The organism is Microcoleus sp. PH2017_05_CCC_O_A (genome assembly GCF_020738785.1).
Classification (GTDB): Bacteria; Cyanobacteriota; Cyanobacteriia; order Cyanobacteriales; family Microcoleaceae; genus Microcoleus.
The window spans coordinates 36,551-58,645 of the sequence record NZ_JAEQCB010000025.1 but is presented as its reverse complement, the minus strand read 5'-3'; the positions used below and the strand labels follow the sequence as shown (position 1 = coordinate 58,645).

Here is a 22,095-nt window from a genome sequence, read left to right as displayed (position 1 = left end):
TGGATAATTACCAATTAAATCTGGCATGAATAAGTTTGAATGTGACTTATTAGGGAGGTATCGAAAACCAGTTTTTTTTGTATAATTATCGCAGCCAAATAAATGTTTTATAATAAATCTGTTGTTTTGCCTCCGCTATATTAAATAACCAATCACCAATCACCAATCACCAATCACCAATCACGGGTGCATCTGGTTTTGGAAGAGGAAGAGGGCGAAGCATGACCGCATATAAGTTATTAGTTATCATCTCATATTGATTGCGGTCATGCTTCGCCCCTACGGATATATTCGCCTTGCCAATTACCAATTACCAATTACCAATTACCAATTACCAATTACCAATTACCAATTACCAATTACCAATTACCAATTACCAATTACCAATTACCAATTACCTTTGCTTAATAGGAATCTCGATCGCAAATTCAGTGCCACCACCGGGCGCGGAAATACAGTCCAGCTTGCCCCTGTGTCTTTCCACCACAATCTGATAGGAGATAGACAGCCCCAAACCAGTACCTTTACCGACTGGTTTGGTAGTAAAAAACGGGTCAAATATCCGAGATTTAACAGACTCTGCCATTCCCGACCCGTTATCCGAAATTGCGATCGCCACTCGATTGTTATCCAACACCTCCGTGCGAATCCGAATCAAAGGAAATGCGTCACAAGCCAAAGGTAAAGTAGGAAAATTTTGCCGTTCCCCATCCGTTGCACTCGCGAATTCCAATTTTCTATTTCTAACATTTGCCAAAGCATCAATTGCATTACTTAGTATATTCATAAACACTTGATTTAACTGTCCGACATAGCACTGTATCGGTGGCAGTATTCCATATTCTTTGACTATTTCAATCTGGCGATTTTTACCATTTTCTTTGATTTTGTGTTGCAAAATTAACAGCGCGCTGTCAATTCCTTCGTGAATATCAACACGCTTAATATCAGATTCTTCCAGCCGGGAAAAATTTCGCAAAGACAGAACAATTTCGCGAATGCGATCGGCTCCATTTTCAATTGAATTCAGCAGGTTCGGGAAATCCTCTTGCATAAATTCTACTTCTATTTCTTGAGCAAAATTCGCGATTTCCGTCACTGGTTGCGGGTAATTTTTTTGATACAAACTACACAGTTGCAGCAAATTTTTTGCATACTCGTTAGCGTGAATAATATTGCCGTAAATAAAACTAACAGGATTATTGATTTCGTGAGCAATTCCGGCTACTAGCTGTCCCAAACTCGACATTTTTTCTGCTTGAATTAATTGAGCTTGAGTCCGGCCTAATTGTTCCAAGGTTTGCTCTAGTTCGCGATTTTTATCTTTTAATTCTGATTCGGCTTGTTTGCGCTTGGTAATATTGCGGGCGATAACTATTGCCTGATTCGAGTTAAAAGGTAGCAATCTCGCTTCATAGGTTTCTTCCCCAGACGGCATGGATAGGGAATACTCTAGACTAACTGGAGTTCTATTTTTGGCAACTTCCAGTAGAGCCTGTTCTAGCTGGCTAGCGGCGGTTGTTGGCAATATATCGGTCACTTGTTTGCCAAGAAAAGAGTCGGAATTCAGGTACAAATCCCCTGAATTTCCTGACAAATAATCCAAAATAATGCCGTCAGCATTGAGGCGGAAATACAGATCCGGCAATGCTAGAAAAACAGATTCCAACTCAGAAGTTTTTTGGCGCAATGCTTCTTGGGCGTAGTAGCGATCGCTAATATCCAAAATTACCCCATCCAAACAGGAAACGCTCCCATCGGCGTCGAACACTGGAGAACCTTTATCCCACACCCATTTAACGGTGCTGTCTGCTGCTAGCAAGCGGTATTCTAAATTATAAGACTGTTTATTTTCTATTCCTTGCCGAATAGTTGCTTCTACTTTTGCCAAATCTTCGGGGTAAATAATGCTAGCAAAAGTTCTGCCTTTGCTGTCCAAACGCGAAATAAAATCCCCAGCCGGGTAGCCCGCTATTAAGTAAATTGCCTCGCTAATAAAACTTGTTGAAAAATCGCACTGCCAGCGATAAACCACCCCGGGAATATTAGCAACCAAAGACCTAAATCTGGCTTCACTCCTACGCAAAGCTGCTTCCGATTCATGGCGTTTTGTAATATCGTTAGTAAAACCTAGCACTGCAAATATATTACCTTCAGTATCGCGCAGAGGGACTTTTTTGGTATCTAAAATATGTATTGAACCATCAGCAACTGTTGCGGCATCGCAGGGATTGTGGATGATTTCGCCTGCCAGTACAGCAGAGTCGTCTGTGCGAAATCCTCGGATATTTTGTGCGGAATTTCCAAATACTAGCTCTTCTGAGAATCCTAATTCTAAATCTGATTTGCCAATTATTTCTTCGACTGTTTTACCGATCGCTTCGGCTAAACTGTTGTTGGCCAAAATGTAGCGAAATTGTTTATTCTTGGCAAAAATCCAGTCACTGGTTTTGTCGATTACCGTCCGCAGAAGTTGTTCCGAACGTTCGGTTTGTGCCAATGCTACTTGCAGTTCTACTTCCAGGCACTTGCGATCTGTAATGTTTTCAAATGCCACGCCTACGGAGTTGTTAGGTAACGGAAAAGCTTTAATAGAAAAAGCACGAGTTATTTTTCCCGATTCGTCGCTGTCAATATCTTCAACTTCTACAGCTTTTTGGTTGCGAATTACTTCAGCAAATGCTTGGGGAATGTTTTTCGATCGCAAATGCGGAAAAATCTCGTCGATTGTCATGCCCAAAACGTCGGCCATTTCTAGCCCGGTAAACCGCGTAGCAGCGGGATTCGAGGCGATCGCCCTCAAGGTGCTATCATCGTCTATATTTTCCAAATGGTAGACGTACAAACCAATTTGCATATTCTCGACAATTTGGTCGTAGAGGCGCACGCTTTCGTCTACCTGCCTGCGTTCGGTGATATCTTCTGTAATCCCCAAAACGTACTGAGGCTCGCCCTGAGCGTCGAGAATTGGCACTTTGCGGGTGTGCAGTATTCTCATACCTTTGTGGCGAGTTTGGATCGGCTCTTCGGCTATTTCTTTAACCAGAGATTGGTTGTGATGGCTGGTCAATATTTCCCTGTCTTGAGCGGTAAAAACGTCAGCTTGCTCTTTCGGGTAAATATCGTAGTCATTTTTGCCGATCGCCTCTTGAGATGTCACACCTGCGATCGTTTCCCCCGCCTTATTCCACAGCACGAATTTTAGCGAAGAAGCATCTTTAGCAAAAACTCCCAACGGCAGATTTTCTACTACGGAATTGAGGAACCCTCTAGCTGATTTTAATTCAGCTTCTGCGCGCTTGCGTTCGATGCCTAAAGCGATGACATCGGCAACGGATCCTAAAGTTTCTTCAAAGGGTACTGTCAGCGACTGGTGGCTGACAATTACCATGACTCCCACTAGCCTTTCTTCGACAATTAAAGGATAGCCGGCGAAGGTAAGAATTTGCTTGGGGATTTGGCAATTTCCCCGATTGTGACTGCTGTCGATAATTGCTAATTGCGAACTGTGTGCTGGCGTGGCTTCCCCGCATTCTTGCTCCTCTAGCCCCAAATGATTCAGTTCAAATCGGCAGTCAAATAGTGGTTTTTGCTGTTCGGCGATCGAGTTAACCTTATTTTGAATAAATCTAGCAACCTCGTCTGTGCGGCTGTAGATTCCAGAGGTTGCTTGCAACTCGCAAATATTGTATTGAGAGTTAAAAGTCCAAATTTCAGCAGAGGCGACATCGAGATTTCGTACCATTGCCTCGCAACAGGGAAGCAGGATATCTTGAGGGTGTTTGGTGAGGGCAATACCGACATCGGCTACCATTGCTGTGAGGCGAGAAGCTTGGGCTTTTTCTGCTTCCAGCCGTTTGCGATCCGTGATATCTTCCACCAAAGAAAGCACTGTAAAAGTGTCGCCGCTGCGAATAATCGAGTTGAACCAACGACACCAAATAACTTGTCCGCATTTGGTTTTATTTTGATTGATTGAAGTATTGCCGTTACCGGAGGCTAGTTCGAGTTCGATCGCACTTACAGCCTCTCGATCGTCCTCGCAAACCAAATCCAAATCGCCGAAATGCTTGCCCAGCATATCATCGGAAGTCCAGCCAAATATTTCTTCAGCACGTTTCGACCACTGAACGATCCGAAAATTCTCATCCCAGCCTACCATTGCCAGGGGACTGTTAGCTGCATTCAACCACAGTAAATGATTCGAGCGACGCAACTGTTGAGTTTTCTGCTGCTGCCAGCGGTAGTGCCTGGTTATATCTCTACCGACACCCAACACCCGCATCTGATTGTTAGCGACATCCAGCGCTGGCGTGTAAGCCGTTTCGTAAATTTTAATCCCGCCATCTGCCGCCGTCACCTCGTGAATTGCCAGCTTTTTTTCCCCTGTGATAAATACTTGTTGCAGGCAGGAATCAATCTGAGAGATTATATTTTTTAGAGCTGTATTATTGGGATATAATTTCAACAATTCCCGATTCGTTTTGTTGACTGCTTCAGCCGGATCCAATCCCATCCAAGCAGCAGCTACAGGATTAATCGATATGTACTTTTGCTGTCGATCGCACTCTAGGAAAGCATCAACAGAGTCAGAGAAAAAAGACTGTAACGAGTTGATAACTTCCTGCATGGGTATTTTTTGATCACTTGCAAGTTAAGCTTTAAATTTTTCCTAAAGTTAGTTTAACTCACTCAAATATTTTTTCGCACTTTACTGCTGGCGTTCCCGGTACAATTTTCGGCCCGTTCCCTATAATACAAAAAATTTCAGGAAATAGTATGTTTTGGAATATAACTTAATTAGAGCATCTGCTCTTTTTTTCAACAAGACGCATCGGATACAAAAGGAGAAGAGGGAGGGGGAGAGGGAGATGGGGAGAGGGGGAGATGGGGAGAGGGGGAGAGAGGGAGAGGGGGAGAGGGGGAGATGGGGAAAGAGGCGTTTGCTTGGAAAAATCTTTAATAGCTTCAGGTGGGCAGTGCGCACCCGAAAGACGCTAGAGACATTTTTGGGATCAAAAGCCAGCAGTCACCAGGCAGTTTTTAGCTGCTAACTGATGACTGATGACTAATAACGTTCGCTCGGGAGCATCTCATTTTTGCAAAAAGCATTTTTTCTTTCAGTGCTGTCCCCGCTCGCGTGCTTTATAAAGCACGCGAGCGGGACAGCACTACAAATGCAAAACCCAGATGCTCCCCGTTCGCTCGGGGGGGGGACGTTCGCACTAATGACTGATGACTAATGACTACATCATGCCCATGCCGCCCATGCCGCCCATGCCGCCCATGCCGCCCATGCCGCCCATGCCGCCCATGCCGCCCATGCCGCCCATGCCGCCCATGTCGCCCATGTCGCCACCAGCTTTTTTCTTCTCGGGTTTTTCGACAATTACAGCTTCAGTGGTCAAAACCATGCCAGCAATGGAACCGGCATTTTGTAAAGCCGATCGCACTACCTTAGCCGGATCGATAATTCCAGCGGCAATCATATCTTCGTAAACGTCGGTGAGAGCGTTGTAGCCAATGTTCAGCTCGCTAGCCCGCACTCGCTCGATCGCGATCGAACCTTCAACACCGGCATTATCAGCGATTTGACGCAAAGGTGCTTCCAAAGCTTTTGCAACCAAATCAGCGCCAATTTGCTCTTCAGCGTCTAAAGTGCTTCTGATGGCATCAATTTTTGTAATCAGGTGAATCAGCGTCGTACCGCCTCCAGCGACGATACCTTCTTCCACAGCAGCTTTAGTAGCGTTGAGGGCGTCTTCAATGCGGAGTTTGCGATCCTTGAGTTCGGTTTCGGTAGCTGCGCCTACTTTAATTACAGCAATACCGCCAGCAAGTTTGGCAATGCGTTCGGTTAATTTTTCCTTATCGTAGTCAGAATCCGTCGCTGCTAGCTGCTTGCGGATTTGCTCGATCCGTGATAACACGTCTGCTTTGTGTTCGTCGCCAGCGACAATGATGGTGTTTTCTTTGTCGATCGTAATTTTGCGGGCGGTACCGAGCATTTCTAGTGTTGCGGTATCAATGCTGAGTCCGACTTCTTCAGAAATCAGTTGACCGCCGGTCAGAACGGCGATATCTTGTAGCATGGCTTTGCGTCGCTCGCCAAAACCAGGAGATTTGGTAGCTGCGATATTCAATACACCGCGTGCTTTGTTGATGACCAAAGTTGCCAAAGCTTCACCTTCAATATCTTCGGCGATAATGATCAGCGGTGAACCGGTGCGGGCAACTTTTTCAAGAAGCGGAATTAGTTCTTGAATGGAGTTAATTTTTTTGTCGGTAATCAGGATGCGAGCGTTTTCGTACTCAACTTCCATGCGATCGTTGTTGGTGACGAAATACGGGGAAAGATATCCGCGATCGTACTGCATCCCTTCGACAACTTCCAATTCTGTCAACAGAGATTTCGACTCTTCAACAGTAATGACGCCATCTTTGGTGACTTTTTCCATTGCTTGAGCAATCATGTCGCCGACTTCTTCGTCGTTACCGGCGGAGACAGTGGCGACCTGAGCAATGGCAGATCCTTCGACTGGTTTCGCTAATTTAGCGATTTCTAGGACTAAATGGGCGATCGTTTTTTCAATCCCGCGGCGCAGTGCGACTGGATTGGCGCCTGCTGCGACATTCTTCAAACCTTCGCGAATGAGGGATTGGGCAATCACGGTAGCGGTGGTGGTGCCGTCGCCTGCGATATCTTTAGTTTTGGAGGCGACTTCTTGAATTAAGCGAGCGCCAGCATTTTCTAGAGGATCTTCGAGTTCGATTTCCCTAGCAACGGTGATACCGTCGTTAACGATTTGGGGAGTGCCGAATTTCTTTTCGAGTAGGACATTCCGGCCTTTGGGGCCCAAGGTAATGCGGACTGCATCGGCGAGTTGATTGACGCCGCGTTCCAGTGCCCGCCGAGATTTGTCGCTAAATGCAACTATTTTGGTCATGTTTGTCTCCTTGCGCTTACATTAGCAAATTTAGCACTCTCTGACTCTGAGTGCTAAGTCGATCGACTTTAGATTGTAGCGTGTCCCTCAGAAGTGTGGGGCTGGCGGGGGCGGATTTGGGGAAAAGGGCGGGCCCCAACGGTGGCCCAGGACACGTCACTGCCGTGTCCCTACATACCCGCTGTAGGGACACGGCACTGCCGTGTCCTCATAGATATAATGTGGTTTGTGACATATCGCCCGATCGGATATTGGAGTGCCCCCTGTCAACTGTCAACTGTCAACTGCTATACGCATCAACGGTTAAATTCGGTACTAACTGTCAACTGTCAACTGTCAACTGTCAACTGTTATACCTATGGCTCGTTATTCTCGACTGCAAAAACTCATTTCTTATATGCGCCCGCACTGGAAACCGACATTCTGGGGCGTTTTTTCCTTATTAATTGTCAATGCTGTGGGCGTTTACATTCCCCTACTGATTCGGAATGCAGTTGACACACTCCAAGTGGCGACTAAATTTGACCAAGTTTTCAACTACGTGATACTGATTCTCGTACTAGCTTCAATCATGTGGGGAATTCGGATGGCATCGCGGATTCTGCTGTTTGGCGTCGGGCGTCAAGTAGAATTTGACCTCAAACAGCAAATATTTAATCATTTATTAACATTAGAACCGTCTTATTTTGCTGCCAATACTGTAGGGGATTTAATTAATCGCGCTACTTCCGACTTGGACAATATTCGCCGCTTGGTGGGTTTTGCAGTGCTGAGTTTGGCGAATACAGCCTTTGCTTATGCTTTGACTTTGCCGGTGATGCTGGGGATTAATGTACGGCTGACGCTGTTGGCGATCGCAGTTTATCCATTAATGCTAGTTTTGGTACAGTTATTTAGCGACAAACTTCGCATCCAGCAACTAGCAGTCCAAGAAGAACTATCGGCGATGAGCGATTTAATTCAAGAGGATATGAGCGGAATGTCCGTAATTAAAATCTATGCTCAAGAAGAAAACGAACGTCGAGCTTTTCGCGATTGTAACGCCAAGTTGCTATCAGCAAATTTGACATTAGCCCAAACTAGAAACTTTATTTTTCCACTACTGGGCGGTTTAGCCAGCATCAGTTTGTTGGTACTACTTTCAGCAGGTGGCGGAGCAATTGCTAAGGGCGAAATTAGCATCGGCGATTTTGTGGCATTGCTGATTTATGTCGAGCGTTTGGTATTTCCGACGGCGCTGTTGGGTTTCACCATTACTGCTTACCAGCGCGGAGAAGTCAGTGTCGATCGCATAGAATCAATTTTGACTGTGGAACCGCAAATTAAGGATGCTCCCGATGCAGCGGACTTGCCAACTCCTGTCAAAGGTGAAATAGTCGCTCGCAATTTGAATTATACCTATCCAGGCGCTAAGATACCCGCGCTCAAAGATGTCAATTTTACCATCAAACCGGGCGAAACAGTCTCGATTGTTGGGGCGATCGGTTCTGGCAAATCAACCTTGGCTAATGCCCTGCCGCGCTTGCTGAATATCGATGCGGGTGAGTTGTTTGTAGACGGGCAGGATATTACCGAGGTGAAGTTGAGGGAGTTGCGCGGGGCGATCGCCTACGTGCCCCAAGAAAGCTTTCTGTTCGGTACTACCATCAAGAATAACATCCGCTACGGCAATCCTTTAGCAGAAGAACCCCAGATTGAAGCAGCCGCCAAACAGGCACAAATCCACCCCGAAATCCTCAACTTTCCGCAACAGTACAAAACAGTTGTCGGCGAGCGCGGCATTACCTTATCCGGCGGACAAAGGCAGCGAACAGCACTAGCTAGAGCCTTGTTAGTTGACGCTCCCGTGCTAATTTTAGATGACGCTCTTTCCAGCGTGGACAATCAAACTGCTACCGATATTTTGCAGAACTTGGCAACCGGAACCGATCGCAAAACCGTAATTTTTATCTCGCACCAAATGTCAGCAGCCGCGAGTGCCGATCGCATATTCGTCATGGAAAAGGGAGAAATAGTGCAAAGCGGCACTCACGCAGAATTGGTAAAGGAAACAGGGCTTTATCAGTATTTGTGGAACCAGCAAAAACTAGAAGAATTGCTGCACTGACAGGTTCGTAGTGAGGACTTTAGTCCTTCTTCATCCAGGTTCGTAGTGAGGACTTTAGTCCTTCTTCATCCAGGTTCGTAGTGAGGACTTTAGTCCTTCTTCAGACAAAGGGAAAAGGACTGAAGTCCTCACTACAAACTGAAGCGTAGTTAACTTAGTTATTTATCAAACATAGTCGTGGAAAATCAAAATCCCGATCCTTCAAGCCTCTCCAGCAACACTGATTCACCGGGAAATAGTCCCATCAAAATAATGCCCCTAGGTGACTCAATTACCGATGGATACTTCGTACCAGGAGGATATCGCATCGATTTACAGCCTGCAATGGAGAATCGAGGCTATGCTATTGAGTTTGTCGGTTCCCTAAGCAATGGCCCCGATACCTTACTCTCTCAGCATCACGAGGGACATTCCGGTTGGCTGATCGAACAAATTTGCGATCGGGTTGTGGAGTGGCTGCAAACCTTCCAACCCGATATTATTTTGCTCCTCATCGGCACCAATAATATCGGACAATGGTATCAAGTAGAAACTGCAAGCTATCGCCTCAACCAATTAATCGATCGCATTTTTGAAACTGCACCCAATGTTAAACTCTTTGTCGCTGCAATTCCGCCAATGTCTGAACCCACCTTAAATCAGCGAGTTAAACTATACAATCAAAACAGCGAGGAGTTAGTCAAGGAAAAACAACAAGCAGGGAAGCCCATAGATTTTGTTGATTTATATAATATCCTCAGCCTTGACGATCTCCCCGATGGCGTTCATCCCAACCGAGAAGGATTTCGGAAAATTGCTGGTGCTCTTGAAGCTTGTCTGTCAGCGCACCTAAGTTAACAAATTCCTCGTCTGCGATTCCACGCAGTCTACAATCGTCGTCAAGAAAAATAGTATAATGAATATATCTAGTCCACCCCAATAATCCCCAATCATGCTCGCAGAAGCAAACGCCACACTCTGGCCTAGTCTAATAACTGTTTCAGCATTAATTCTATACTTCGTTGTTACCATCAACGTTGGCAGAGCCAGATTCAAATACAAAGTTTCTCCCCCGCAGATGACAGGAAACCCGGACTTTGAACGAGTAGTGCGAGTTCAGCAAAATACCCTAGAGCAAATGATTCTATTTTTGCCCTCGCTATGGCTGTTTTCGCAATTTGTCAGCCCAATTTGGGCAGCCGGTATCGGTGCAGTTTGGATAGTTGGACGCATTTTGTTTGCTTGGGGTTATTACCAAGCGGCGGAAAAACGAGCCGCAGGATTTGGTATTAGTACCTTAGCTACTTTAACTTTGCTTGGCGGTTCATTGATTGGCATCATCATGTCCCTGGTAAAAGTTTCACAGCTATAATTTATATTAGTAGGGTGCGCCGCGCGCACCTTTTTATGTAAATCTAACTCTTTCAATCTCGTTCAGGAGTCAATATGTCTGAAACTAACAAACCTGTATTTCAAATTAACCAGCAACTTTTTCAACAGCTTACCGAGTGGCAACAAAAACTCGCACTAGAAGATGAATTAGCCAGCGAGTCAGAAGACGAGAAACCAATAGAGGTAAAAAGTCCTCCCGATAGTGATGAACAGCATTCTCAAACCAATAATTCCTAGCTTGTGGCTGGCAGTATTCTTTTTTGTATTTCCGGCTGCTGTCTCGGCTCAATCGTTGACAATCAGCCAAGTTCAACAAGTTAATAGCGGTTTATTTCGTTCTAACTCTCAAGATTTCTTCGAGCAAGGAAATCGCCAACTGGAACGGGAAATCGCAGCTTTGTTGCGAAAAAATGTTGCTTCCGAAGGCAAGATTCTGGAGATTGATGAAAAATTGCGCTCTCAGCTTTGTCGGGAAGATTTTTTAATCTCCTCGCGGTATCATGATACAATCAGTGCTGCTGAGATTGCCAGTTTTCAGCCAAAATTAAATGAGATTTGCAGGCAGAAATAAAGTCAAAGTGAGGTCAAGATTAAAGTTTTAGCGTTAATGGATAAAGAAGTAATGACTAAATTGAAACTAGCGCTGCTGGAAGCGAAAACGGTGGCTCAGTTGGCTGCGATTATTATTGATTACACTCATGAGGAAATGATGCTAGTTTTTGATGAGCTGGAATGGGAACAGCAGGCAAAAATTAAGGATATTTGGAAGAGTGTTTGAGGGATGGCCTGTTTATAAAGTTGTAGGTTCCAGCACCGGACACGGCATTGCCGTGTCCCTGCGGATATCGCGTAATGCAGCCCTACTTTTTGGGAAGCGATTCGAGACACAATTGACGGAAATGATCGCCGCGTTGCTCGAAGCTTTGGTATTGATCGAAGCTGGCGCAAGCTGGCGAAAGCAGTACGACTTTAGCTTTGTTTTGTTTGCCTAATTCTGCGGCTCTGGGAATGGCTCTTTCCATTGTTTCGACGATTTCCCAAGCGTTATAATCTGCTTGTTCTAGCCGATCGCTAAAAAGGCCCGCTGCATCCCCAATTAACAGCACTGCAACAGCCTTCGCCTTGATTGTATCAATCCAAGCATTATCATCGCCCTCTTTGGGATCGCCGCCCGCAATCAAAATCGCCGGCGCGCTGACAGCAGCTAACCCGACTTGCGCTGCGTCATAATTAGTCGCTTTGCTGTCGTTGATGAAATCTATGCCTTCCCAGGTGCGGATGTGTTCGAGGCGGTGCGCCACTCCGGGGAATTTCGCGATCGCCCGGGCGATCGCACTTTGATCTATCCCTGCCAAATTAGCCGCTGCCACAGCCATCAACAAATTTTGCAAATTGTGTTCGCCCACCATCCGCAAAGACTCAGCAGGCAAAATTTTCTCGCCTTGAGCAATTACCCAACCGTCTTCGATGTACGCTCCAAAAGCGTGTTTTCCCAACAAATCTTTTTCACCTTTAACACTCGTCCAACACGCATCCGGCCAAATGTCAACTCCTTGCTGTCGCAAACCAGGATCGTCACCGTTGATGATTTGCAATTCCGAATTTTTCAGCAAATGGGCTTTAATGTTGTAGTAATTTTCTAAAGTTTTGTGGCGGCTGAGGTGATCCGGCGTCAAAGTCGTCAAAACTCCGATGCGCGGCGCTACCGACGGCGATGATTCTATCTGATAGCTGCTGATTTCTGCGATTACCCAATCCGGCGGTTTCTCGGAAGCAGCTAATTCGCACGCAGCATAACCAATGTTGCCACAAGCGGGAGCATGAAGCCCTGCTTCGGCAAAAATCGCAGCAATTAAAGCAGTAGTTGTAGTTTTGCCGTTAGTACCAGTAATTGCTACCCAAGGAGATTTGAGATAGCGCCACGCGAGAGCCATTTCTCCGATTGTTTCAATTCCCAATTCTCGGGCGCGTACTAATGCTGGAATATCCCAGGGAACGCCCGGACTTACTACTACTAATTCTATGGATTTGTCAGGTTCAAAAGATTTACCTAACTCTAGATTGATGCCTTCGTTAGCTAGTTGCTGTTGTTGTTCGAGTAGGTTTGGGGCCGATGAGCGATCGCTCAGCGTTACTTCCCATCCTTCGCGTTTGAGCAGTCTGGCGGCGGCAATCCCTGATTTTCCTAATCCAATTATATGAGCGATCGGCATACGTTATGTGTGTGATGGAGCGAATTTCCCTGGTTTTCTAAGTTTATATCTTAACCTTGCATGAATTTTTGCCTATTGGCCATTATGCTTAATTTACGAAAAAAGGTATGTTGTTGCGCTTAAGCGCTCTTTCATCTATGTATGAAAGGGGAGTATCTCAGTTTTGCATTTATTATAGTGCGAGCACCTCAAAGAAAAAATGCTTTTTACAAAAATGAGATGATCCCGCAGGAAAGAGCGCTGAAGCGCAACAACGTACCTTAAAAATTTAAAATCGATTGACGATCGCCCCAAAGTCAGCCAACACCCGCGCGTGATTCCGCAACAAACCCAGTAAATTCAAGCGATTGCGCTTAATTTCCGGGTCAGAATCCATCACCAAAACGCTTTCTGGCCCGTCAAAAAAGCTGCTCACAGCCGGAGCAATCTCAGTCAAACTCTCTACCAACTGTTGGTAATTGCGAGTTTGCTTCGATAGCAGCGTTTGCGGCACTAACTGCACCACAGCATCGTAAAAAGCTTGTTCGGAAGACTTTTGAAATAACTCGGGTTTCACCGCCGTTTTCGGTTCCAATTCTACCTTATCCAAATCACCTTGAGCCGCCAAACGAGTCGAACGGTTGACTGTTTCGTAAATCAGATCCAAAGTCTTGTCATTGCGGATTTGTTGCAGGAAAATTGCTCTTTCCAGCGCGTCCAACAAATCTCTCAATGCTCGTTCAGTATATTCTGGGTCGTTTTCTCCCAAAACTGCATTCACCAAATCATAATCTACATTCTTTTCTTCTTGCAGCAAAGTGCGAATTCTTTGCAGGAAAAACTCGTATAATTGCGATAGCAACTCCGCCGATGTTTGGGGGCGCACCGCGGTAAATTCTGCGACAACTTCTGCAAGTAGTTGGTGCAAATTGATTGGCAACTGAGCCGCCCAAATAATGTTAGTTATTGCATTGGCGGCGCGGCGCAGGGCGAAGGGATCGGAGGAACCAGTCGGCAGCATTCCTAAGCCGAAGATGCTGACTAATGTATCTAATTTGTCGGCGATTGCGACAACTTGACCTGTGAGAGTTTGCGGCAAATTATCGCCCGCACCTTTGGGCAAATAATGCTCGAAAATTCCTGTTGCTACGGCTTCCGGTTCGCCGCAAGCTAAGGCGTATTTCTGCCCCATAATTCCTTGCATTTCGGGAAATTCGTAAACCATTTGGGTTACAAGGTCGGCTTTGCAAAGCAATGCTGCTCTTTCTATGTAAGCTTGTTCTGCGGCGGTGATTTGCAGTTGCTTGGTGATGAGAGAGGCAATCTTGCACAGTCGATCGACCTTGGCGCGCACTGTACCCAAATCTTCCTGGAAAGTGACCGTCTCCAACTTTGGCAAATAATCCTCTAGAGGCTTTACCAAGTCTGCTTTGTAGAAAAACTGACCGTCTGCCAATCTCGCCCGCACGACTCGCTCGTTACCTGCGGCAATAATCGCCGATTTTGCCGGATCGCCGTTGGAAATTGTAATGAAATAGGGTAGGAGTTCGGGGAATTCTGGGCTTTTGAGAATTGGAAAATAGCGCTGGTTGGTGACGATAATTGTGGTGATTACTTCCGGCGGTAACATCAAAAAACCGTCGTCAAATTTGCCGACTACGGCGTTGGGCCATTCTACTAAGTCGGTAACTTCTTCTAACAAATCTTCGGTAATGTCGGCGTAACCGCCTTGTTTGGTGGCGGCGGCTTCTACTTGTGCTTTAATTTGAGTTTTGCGCTGTTGTCGATCGACTTCCACGCCAGCAGCCCGCAGACACTCGACATAATCCTCGGCTTGCGGAATCGAGACAGGCTGCGGGTGCAACACCCGATGTCCTTGGGAAATGCGATCGCTCTTGACCGTATCCGAACCGCTCACCAAGGTAATTGGCAGTACAGTATCATCAAACAGCGCTACGATCGATCGAATCGGGCGCGGAAACTTCAAATCTCCGTCAGCCCACCGCATAAATCTTTTGCCTTCTAACTTGTTAATCCACTGCGGCACAAGTTCGACCAAAATATCCGCCGTCATCCGCCCCGGAATCTGTTTGAGAACAAACACAAAATCGCCTTTATCGGTAGCGCGAACTTCCAAAGCATCGATTTCTACGCCTTGTTTTTTCGCAAAACCTTCGGCTGCTTTCGTGGGTTTGCCATCTTTAAAAGCCGAACTTGCGGGCGGCCCTTTTACCTCTTCTTCTCTGTCTAATTGCTTGAGTGGCAGTCCTTTAACAAGAACGGCCAAACGCCTCGGAGTTGCGTATACATTAATTGATTCATTTGTCAAAGATTGTTCTGCCAGAGTTGCAGGTACGAGTTCCTGCCACTGTTGGACGCTGCCTGCGACAAAAGATGCGGGCAATTCTTCGGTGCCGAGTTCTAATAAAAAGTTAGGCATATAGAAATTGTGAAGTGAGGGAGCTACGGATTGGTAATGGGTAATGGGTAATTGGTAATTGGTAATCGGTAATTGGTAATCGGCTGGGGAGTGCGTTAGTTGACAGAAAACCTTTACATAACAAATTTATGGTTTTTTGTCAAGAGGCAATTCATTTGCCAGTTCAATTATTACAAAAATTAGCGATCGGCAATCAAAAAAGCCTGGAATGACGATCGCGATAATAACATCACAGAATTATTTTACCGGTCACAGGTCTGATTAGAGCTAAAAAACACTCAAATGATCAGCATAGCACTTAAAATCGGGGGTGAAAGATATTCTCAGCAGCTCATGACCTTGGCGGAAAGACTAGCAGAAGATTGGAAGTCGCGACTCGAACAAGATTGCCCCGACGAGAGCTCTAGCACTCGCGAGAGTGTTGTTCGCTGGCTGTTGGGAGACAAGCCAGAAAGATTTGACACTCTAAATCCGACTCAACTCGCTGTCGCTTCTGGGGCGATCGACTTTTTATATCGAATTTTGCAGCAGCGGTATCTGGGAGTAGCGCCAGAAAGAGCTTACCGCAACTTGATCGGGCGCCTGGGCGGCTTGGTGGTGCTCCGGCAAAAAATCCAAGCGTGGGTTTCATTGAGTCGCGACAGACAGCGCAGTGCGGTAGAGGTACTGCAAGAAGTGATTCAGGAAATGCTGAATTCCGATCGCTACCTCCAGCAGCAAGTCGCCTGGATTGCCGAATGCACAACAGATAAACGCTTGCGAAATGCTTTGCTGCTAGCGAGCACTGAAGAATACTGCTTGCGGCCGATCCGCAACCAGCCGCTGCTGGTGTACCGCTTCGTCAACTACCTGCGGCGTTCCCAGCGGGGCGGGTTGACGCAAGTCCCGGCGGGAGATTGGGTGCGGCTGGTGTCGGAACAGGTTCTGCCTGACGATACAGACGAACCGCTCAGCTTGCTAGACGAACAGGCGATGTCGGATTATCGAGAACATCAAGCTTGGGAAGAACGGCAAACTCAGCGGCAGATTGTCCAACAAGAATTTGAGAATTACTTGACTGCTGAAGTCGATCCGCTGGCTTCGCGATGGCTGCGGCTTTACCTGCAAGGCCGTTCCCAAGAGGCAATTGCTGAGGATTTGAAGGTGCCAGTCAAACAAATTTACCGCTTGCGAGAAAAAGTCAGTTACCACGCGATTCGGGTGTTTGCAGTCAAACAAGCACCAGAATTAGTCGCTAACTGGCTGGAAATTTCGCTCAAAGAACACAGTTTGGGCTTGACTCCCGCCCAGTGGCAGCAATATTTACAAGATCTCACGCCGGTGCAGCGACAGTTGATAGAATCGCTCAAAGCAGGGAAAAGTGTAGAGACGATCGCCTCTGAATTAAAGTTAAAAACCAATCAAGTCATCGGCGAGTGGAGCAAACTCTATTTAGCTGCTCAATCCCTCCGAAACGAGTAGATTGGTAATGAGTGGCGGGCGAAGCGTAGCGGAGGGAATTGCTAATTGTTAATTGGCGGTAGGAATTTTCCGAATTCGCGCTACAAATCAATTCCCGAACAGCCAGATTTGCTGCGAGTTTCCCCGTGGAAACCGCGATCGATCGTTCGATCGCAACTGCTACCGCGATCCCGGCAAAAAGGATACTGTACGATCTACACTCACGATCGTCGAGCCCCAAATTTGAGACCAAAGATCCAGCTTCCAGATTTATATAGAGGAGTTAATCTAAAATCTAAAATCGTTCGACGCGATCGAAGCCGTCGAAGTCTAAAATCTAAAATCTAAAATCGGCTCGCGATCGGGGATGCTCACCGTGAACTTTGTGGAGTAAGATATTAGTAGGACGATCGAATGAATCAGGATTTTTGAACCAATCCTCAATTCAGCAGTTACCTGTCAATCATCGGTTGTGGTGTATCTCTCAAACTTGGGCATTCAGACACAATTTTATCTTTGCCAGCCGCGGGAATCAATCTGGGGCGATAGATGATATTTCGTCGATAGTGCGCCCGCCATTATCTAGCTGTCAATCCTTCTGTATAATTTGAGACTGGAATACAGCACGGGGAAAATTCTGAGATTCAAGATTTTTCTTTCATCAAATCTTCCGGTTTTCATGCGAATACCTCCGTCAGGGAAGTTGCAGAGTTTAATTGTATAAATCAGGTTGGCGTGGCGCGATCGATCGCGCTTCCGACTACAGAGAAGCTAATGGTACATACATCTTCAACAGACTCGGCGACTACAATGGACTCCGATCGAATATTTCAACTAATCGATACAGTTGTTCCCTTTGAAGCTTGCCTTTACTATCAAGTTTTGCCTTTATCTCTAGAAGGCAATCTATTTAAATTGGGCGTAGTCGATGTGCAAGATGACTCCGCTTTGGACTACGTGCAGCGGATTTTAGCATACATGAATTGCTCGGTGACAACGGAGCAAATTGCCCCGGAAACTCAGCGTTCGATGCTCTCAGCTTACTTGCTCCACGGGAACCAAGTCAGAGAACCCAGCCTGACAGAAACCACACCAGCCCCAACACCGATACCAGCCCCAACACCAATAAATCCCGCACCAACAACATCAAGCTCCGAAGCAGACACCCTGCTGTCTGTACCCGAACCCTCCATTCGGGTTCCCGATCGGTTGAAACCTCCCGATGCTGAGGTTTTGCTGACGCCGACAGAACTTTCGGTTTTGGATGTCGAGGCCGTGCACTTGTCAAGCCCCGTCGAAGTTTTGGCAACTTTACCCGCGCCCCAACTGCTGCAAGAATTGCTCGGTAGAGTGCTCGTAGACGGTATCGGTAGGCTGTTTTTTGAGAGACACCAGTCCCAAGGTAGGATTCTTTGGAGTCAAGACGGCGTTTTGAAATCGATCCTCGAAGGTCTCTCTCCCTTCCTGTTTCAAGAAGTCATCGACGAGTTGAAACGGCTGACAGATATGCCTGTTTCCCCGGTGGAACATCCCAAACAAGTCGAAGTAGAACGCATCTATGGAAAAACTCATTTGCTGTTGCGCTTGCGAGTAATGCCCGTGGGTGGCAAGGAAGAAGCAACGCTGCAAGTCTTGCGGGGAGCAGCTTTGAGGTTTTACCAGCAGCAGCAATTGTCTACTCTGAGTCGAGATGCACTGCAACTGGCCAAAGAATTGCAGCGGAAAGTGAATCAAATTCGCGATCGCACTCGGCTTTCTCCTTTACCTTTGGAAGGTTTACCCGCTTTGGAACAAGTTGTCAGAAATGTTGACGACCAACTTGAAGCTTTGATGCAGGAACAGAATCCCGAGGATTTCTAATTAGAAATAGTTGTAAGTTTTGAACTTTCTTTAACTCAAATCTAGCCCGATCAAATAAATAATAATAATTAGGTTCGTAGTGAGGAATGCGAGTCCTTCCTTATCCAAAATCTGAAGAAGGACTCGCATTCCTCACTACAAACCTATGTGAGTGCAGTTGTGCGATCGCACCTAAGATGAACCGTGCTCGAAAATCTTATCGTACTGCAACAAATCCAAACTTACAAAAACTGGCAAACACCCAAAACATTGCTGTGCAACTTCCCAGCGTTCCTCTCGCTGCAACATAGCAGTCAACTTTTGTTTAGCGCCCAGCAAATATCGGACATCGTTAGCAGCGTAGCTCAATTGGTCATCAGAAAGATGCTCGGAATTTCCCCAATCCGAACTTTGAGAAGTTTTATTGAGTTCTACTTTTTCCAACTCTTGGATTAACTCTTTAAGTCCGTGTCTGTTAGTATAAGTTCTGGCTAACTTGCTAGCTATTTTTGTGCAGAAAACAGGTGCAATGTCAATACTTAAATTGTAACGCATTGTTGCCAGATCGAAGCGCGCAAAGTGAAATACCTTCTCAATATTTTCAGCTTCCATGAGCTTTTTCAAATTTGGCGCCGCCGTCTGGCCTTTAGCAATCCGCACCGCCGCCACTTTACCTTGCGGATCGCACAACTGCACCAAACACAGGCGATCGCGCCAGGGCATCAAACCCATCGTTTCCGTATCAACGGCGATCGCCTCCGCCGTCAAATAATAAGATAGCAGATCATCGGAGATATCGCGATCGCACACTTGAAAATCTGGAAATTCCATTCTTGGTTATTGGTAATCGGTAATTGGTAATCGGTAATTGGTAATCGGGCATCGGTAATCGGTAATCGGGCATCGGTAATCGGGAATCGATAATTAATCTTTCCTTCTTTCCTCTTCCTTCTTCCTTCTTCCTTCTTCCTTCTTCCTTCTTCTTATCGACTACGGACAAAAAGCTGAGTAAAATAATACTCCCCTTTGGCATTTTTGGCAATCGCAATACCAGTCAAATTAAATTGACTCTCGATATTCTTGCGGTGGCCCTCACTTTTAATCCAACCCTCAACAGCATTGCCAACCGGGTCGCTGTAGCCAAAATTGTAAGCAACATTTTCAGCTACACTTTGATAGGGAACAGTAATTGCTTTCGCCCGCCCTTCAAATCCATCGTGGCTAAATTTAACTTTCCCACTCGCCATATTTTCGCTGTGAATTCTGGCTATCTGACTAATTCGCGGATCGACAGTCAGCGGCGGCAACTTTTTCGAGGCTCGATATTGATTGATCTGTTGGTTAACAGCTTTTTCTAACTCAGCAATTGAACTCGTAGCAGCAATATTAGTATTCATGGAAGTTTCTGGGAGCGATTGTGTAGGAATGAGTTGAGTACAATTAGGTAGGATTGCCAGGAATCCTAGAGACATTAAAATCAAAGGTTTGTACATGAACTATTAAAGATAAAGAAGACCGGGCGGTTGAAACCGCGGCTACACAGACAAAACCCGCCTCCGCGGGTTGAAGAACGGATGATGAAAATTACGTTATCTTCTAAGTCGGCGGAGGCGGACATCATTTATATAGACGCGGTTGAAACCGCCGTCTGACCATTCCTACAGGGCGATCGCCCGAAATTCCGGTAAACTAGATATTCAGAACCTTCGCCACAGTGTTCACATCTTTGTCACCCCGTCCCGAACAGTTGAGGACAATGCGCGGACTGCCAGTTAACTGCGGACAGAGAGTTTCCAAATAGGCGATCGCGTGAGCAGTTTCCAAAGCCGGAATAATCCCCTCCAACTGCGACAACCGTTGAAAAGCATCCAAAGCTTGCTGATCGGTTACACTGTAATATTCAGCCCGGCCAGCATCCTTCAAATAACTGTGTTCCGGCCCCACACCAGGATAATCCAAACCCGCACTAATCGAATGCGGCTCGATGACTTGACCCTCATTATCCTGCAACAAATAACTCATAGCCCCGTGCAGAACACCCACAGTTCCCTTAGTCAAAGTAGCAGCGTGTTTATCCGTATCCACACCTTCTCCCGCCGCTTCAACACCAATTAACCGCACAGTTTCTTCCCCAACAAACTCATGAAAAAGACCCATAGCATTAGAACCGCCGCCCACACAAGCTAATAAGATATCTGGCAAACCATTCCATTTTTCTAGACACTGACTGCGAGTTTCTTGACCGATAATTGCATGGAAATCGCGCACCATCATCGGGTAAGGATGCGGCCCCGCCACCGAACCAAGAATATAATGAGTTGTTTCAACATTTGTCACCCAATCGCGAATCGCTTCAGAAGTCGCATCTTTCAGCGTTCCCGTACCCGCCGCCACGGGTCGCACTTCAGCACCCATCAAGCGCATTCTAAACACATTTAAAGCCTGTCTTTCCATGTCATGAACGCCCATGTAGACAACGCATTCTAAACCGAAACGAGCGCAAACAGTGGCAGTAGCAACGCCATGTTGGCCAGCACCAGTTTCAGCAATTACGCGCTTTTTACCCATGCGTTTTGCGAGCAATGCTTGAGCCAAAGCATTATTGATTTTGTGAGCACCAGTGTGGTTTAAATCTTCGCGTTTGAGGTAAATTTGGGCGCCAGTGCCGTCTGGTTTAGCATAATGCTCCGTGAGGCGTTCGGCGAAATACAATGGGCTGGGGCGGCCGACATAATCCTTAAGTAATCCTTGAAGTTGCTGTTGAAATTCCGGTTCGCTGCGGTATTTGTGAAAAGCCGCTTCAAGCTCAAATAAAGCCGGCATCAGGGTTTCGGGGACATATTTGCCGCCGAATTTGCCAAATCTACCGAGGGAGTCGGGGCGTTGGGCGGTGGTTTCGGTGGTTTCTGTGGTGAGACGCAGGGGTGTGACAGTCACGGACTTTGTGGGGATAAGGGGACAGATTTTATTATATCTAGTCGATGTGGCGGGGCGGTGGGCGATCGGGTAATTTTGCGAGGGCTGCCAAAAATCGCTAGGATGGCGGAAGTTCGTCGGAGCCTTCGAGATATTGCCCTGTAAGGGTTTCAGGGATTTTTTCTGTAGATGAGAGGTTGTTTGTACAGAGATTTTTGGGAGTCCTCGCAAATGGCCTCTGGACACGTTGCGCTGTATGGGGTTTATAATCGAGGGATCCCCACTCGCTGGGGAAACTAATTGAATGGAAACTAGGATCTCCCGACCTTTACTTTTGGTAGGTTGACGTGTTCCCGCTCGCTGGGGAAACTAATTGAATGGAAACTTCGTAATGGTGAACAATTATGAATTCAAATCAGCAGTTTCTGCAAAATTTATACGATGCTTTTAACAAACGCGAAATTGAAACAATCATCTCGTTGATGCGCCCAGACGTGAAATGGGCGAACGGAGTGGAAGGCGGTTTCGTTTATGGACGCGATGCGGTGCGCGAATATTGGACAAATCAATTTAAGGATATTCAACCGGAGCTTGAAACGTTAAAATTCGAGACTGACGAAAACAATCGGAACATTGTCACCGTTCATCAAATTATTAAAGATTTGCAATGCAATGTGCTTGCGGATGCAACAATTCATCAAATCTTTACCATTGAGGATGGTCTGATTTGTCTTTATGAAATTGGCGAAACCGAAACAATAGAGGAGATGATTCAAAAGACAAAAAGTTCCAACTAGCAATGATGTCCTTGGGCGGGGGCGGGTTTTACAAATAATATTTAAT

General features: G+C 46.3%; 19 protein-coding genes. 11 read left to right on the top strand and 8 right to left on the bottom strand.

Annotated features, from left to right (window positions below; all coding sequences use genetic code 11):
* Window positions 1-255 precede the first annotated feature (255 nt).
* Window positions 256-408, top strand: a complete 153-nt coding sequence (locus JGK20_RS34460; RefSeq protein ID WP_366038658.1) for a hypothetical protein — start codon at window positions 256-258, stop codon at window positions 406-408.
* Here the strand turns inward: JGK20_RS34460 and JGK20_RS08095 are convergent.
* Together JGK20_RS08095 and groL are read right to left on the bottom strand one after the other, a co-directional pair.
* Window positions 395-4,630, bottom strand: coding sequence for a PAS domain-containing protein (locus JGK20_RS08095; RefSeq protein ID WP_293177921.1), 4,236 nt, complete (start codon window positions 4,628-4,630; stop codon window positions 395-397). The genes JGK20_RS34460 and JGK20_RS08095 overlap by 14 nt on opposite strands.
* Window positions 4,631-5,246: 616 nt before the next feature.
* Window positions 5,247-6,947: a chaperonin GroEL gene (groL, locus tag JGK20_RS08090; RefSeq protein WP_293152181.1), complete on the bottom strand. Its 1,701-nt coding sequence runs from the start codon at window positions 6,945-6,947 to the stop codon at window positions 5,247-5,249.
* 358 nt (window positions 6,948-7,305) lie between these two features.
* On the opposite strand from groL, the gene JGK20_RS08085 reads away from it, so the two are divergent.
* The 6 genes from JGK20_RS08085 (at window position 7,306) to JGK20_RS08060 (ending at window position 11,203) form a co-directional block, all read left to right on the top strand.
* Window positions 7,306-9,054 carry an ABC transporter ATP-binding protein gene (locus JGK20_RS08085; protein ID WP_293177918.1) on the top strand — a complete coding sequence of 583 codons (1,749 nt, stop codon included), beginning with the start codon at window positions 7,306-7,308 and terminating at the stop codon, window positions 9,052-9,054.
* A gap of 177 nt (window positions 9,055-9,231) precedes the next feature.
* Window positions 9,232-9,891, top strand: a complete 660-nt coding sequence (locus tag JGK20_RS08080) for an SGNH/GDSL hydrolase family protein (RefSeq protein ID WP_293196543.1) — start codon at window positions 9,232-9,234, stop codon at window positions 9,889-9,891.
* A 94-nt stretch (window positions 9,892-9,985) separates the two neighbouring features.
* Entirely contained in the window at window positions 9,986-10,405 is a 420-nt protein-coding gene (locus JGK20_RS08075; RefSeq protein ID WP_293177912.1) for an MAPEG family protein, read from the top strand.
* A 74-nt stretch (window positions 10,406-10,479) separates the two neighbouring features.
* A complete protein-coding gene (locus JGK20_RS08070; RefSeq protein ID WP_293204826.1) occupies window positions 10,480-10,662 on the top strand; it encodes a hypothetical protein in 183 nt (60 codons plus the stop codon).
* A complete protein-coding gene (locus tag JGK20_RS08065; RefSeq protein ID WP_293204828.1) occupies window positions 10,631-10,996 on the top strand; it encodes a hypothetical protein in 366 nt (121 codons plus the stop codon). Before JGK20_RS08070 ends, JGK20_RS08065 begins: the two co-directional genes overlap by 32 nt.
* Before the next feature lie 51 nt (window positions 10,997-11,047).
* The gene (locus tag JGK20_RS08060) at window positions 11,048-11,203 is read left to right on the top strand and encodes a hypothetical protein (protein WP_293177903.1); all 156 of its coding nucleotides are present in this window, start codon (window positions 11,048-11,050) and stop codon (window positions 11,201-11,203) included.
* 82 nt (window positions 11,204-11,285) lie between these two features.
* Here JGK20_RS08060 and murD read toward each other — a convergent pair whose 3' ends face one another.
* Both murD and glyS read right to left on the bottom strand, forming a co-directional pair.
* Window positions 11,286-12,638, bottom strand: coding sequence for a UDP-N-acetylmuramoyl-L-alanine--D-glutamate ligase (gene murD, locus JGK20_RS08055; RefSeq protein ID WP_293196545.1), 1,353 nt, complete (start codon window positions 12,636-12,638; stop codon window positions 11,286-11,288).
* 268 nt (window positions 12,639-12,906) lie between these two features.
* On the bottom strand, window positions 12,907-15,057 hold the full coding sequence (gene glyS, locus JGK20_RS08050; RefSeq protein ID WP_293230008.1) for a glycine--tRNA ligase subunit beta: 2,151 nt from the start codon (window positions 15,055-15,057) through the stop codon (window positions 12,907-12,909).
* 282 nt (window positions 15,058-15,339) lie between these two features.
* Between glyS and JGK20_RS08045 the strand changes: the two genes are divergently transcribed.
* The 3 genes from JGK20_RS08045 to JGK20_RS08035 all read left to right on the top strand — a co-directional run bounded on the left by JGK20_RS08045 (window position 15,340) and on the right by JGK20_RS08035 (window position 18,357).
* Window positions 15,340-16,518 carry a HetZ-related protein 2 gene (locus JGK20_RS08045; RefSeq protein WP_293191216.1) on the top strand — a complete coding sequence of 393 codons (1,179 nt, stop codon included), beginning with the start codon at window positions 15,340-15,342 and terminating at the stop codon, window positions 16,516-16,518.
* 52 nt (window positions 16,519-16,570) lie between these two features.
* Complete coding sequence (locus tag JGK20_RS08040) at window positions 16,571-16,744, top strand: hypothetical protein (protein WP_293191214.1); 174 nt, start codon at window positions 16,571-16,573, stop codon at window positions 16,742-16,744.
* A gap of 527 nt (window positions 16,745-17,271) precedes the next feature.
* Window positions 17,272-18,357: a hypothetical protein gene (locus JGK20_RS08035; protein ID WP_293177889.1), complete on the top strand. Its 1,086-nt coding sequence runs from the start codon at window positions 17,272-17,274 to the stop codon at window positions 18,355-18,357.
* 171 nt (window positions 18,358-18,528) lie between these two features.
* Here the strand turns inward: JGK20_RS08035 and JGK20_RS08030 are convergent, their stop codons facing one another.
* The 4 genes from JGK20_RS08030 to trpB all read right to left on the bottom strand — a co-directional run bounded on the left by JGK20_RS08030 (window position 18,529) and on the right by trpB (window position 21,273).
* A complete protein-coding gene (locus JGK20_RS08030; RefSeq protein WP_293177886.1) occupies window positions 18,529-19,167 on the bottom strand; it encodes a ribonuclease D in 639 nt (212 codons plus the stop codon).
* Complete coding sequence (locus JGK20_RS08025; protein ID WP_293177883.1) at window positions 19,121-19,336, bottom strand: hypothetical protein; 216 nt, start codon at window positions 19,334-19,336, stop codon at window positions 19,121-19,123. The genes JGK20_RS08030 and JGK20_RS08025 overlap by 47 nt, the downstream gene beginning before the upstream one ends.
* Window positions 19,320-19,733: a CAP domain-containing protein gene (locus JGK20_RS08020; RefSeq protein ID WP_293191212.1), complete on the bottom strand. Its 414-nt coding sequence runs from the start codon at window positions 19,731-19,733 to the stop codon at window positions 19,320-19,322. The genes JGK20_RS08025 and JGK20_RS08020 overlap by 17 nt, the downstream gene beginning before the upstream one ends.
* A gap of 292 nt (window positions 19,734-20,025) precedes the next feature.
* On the bottom strand, window positions 20,026-21,273 hold the full coding sequence (gene trpB, locus JGK20_RS08015) for a tryptophan synthase subunit beta (protein WP_293177876.1): 1,248 nt from the start codon (window positions 21,271-21,273) through the stop codon (window positions 20,026-20,028).
* Window positions 21,274-21,656: 383 nt separating this feature from the next.
* Here trpB and JGK20_RS08010 point away from each other — a divergent pair, with 383 nt between their 5' ends.
* Window positions 21,657-22,049 (top strand): nuclear transport factor 2 family protein, encoded by a 393-nt coding sequence (locus tag JGK20_RS08010; RefSeq protein ID WP_293177873.1) that lies wholly within the window; start codon window positions 21,657-21,659, stop codon window positions 22,047-22,049.
* Window positions 22,050-22,095 lie beyond the last annotated feature (46 nt).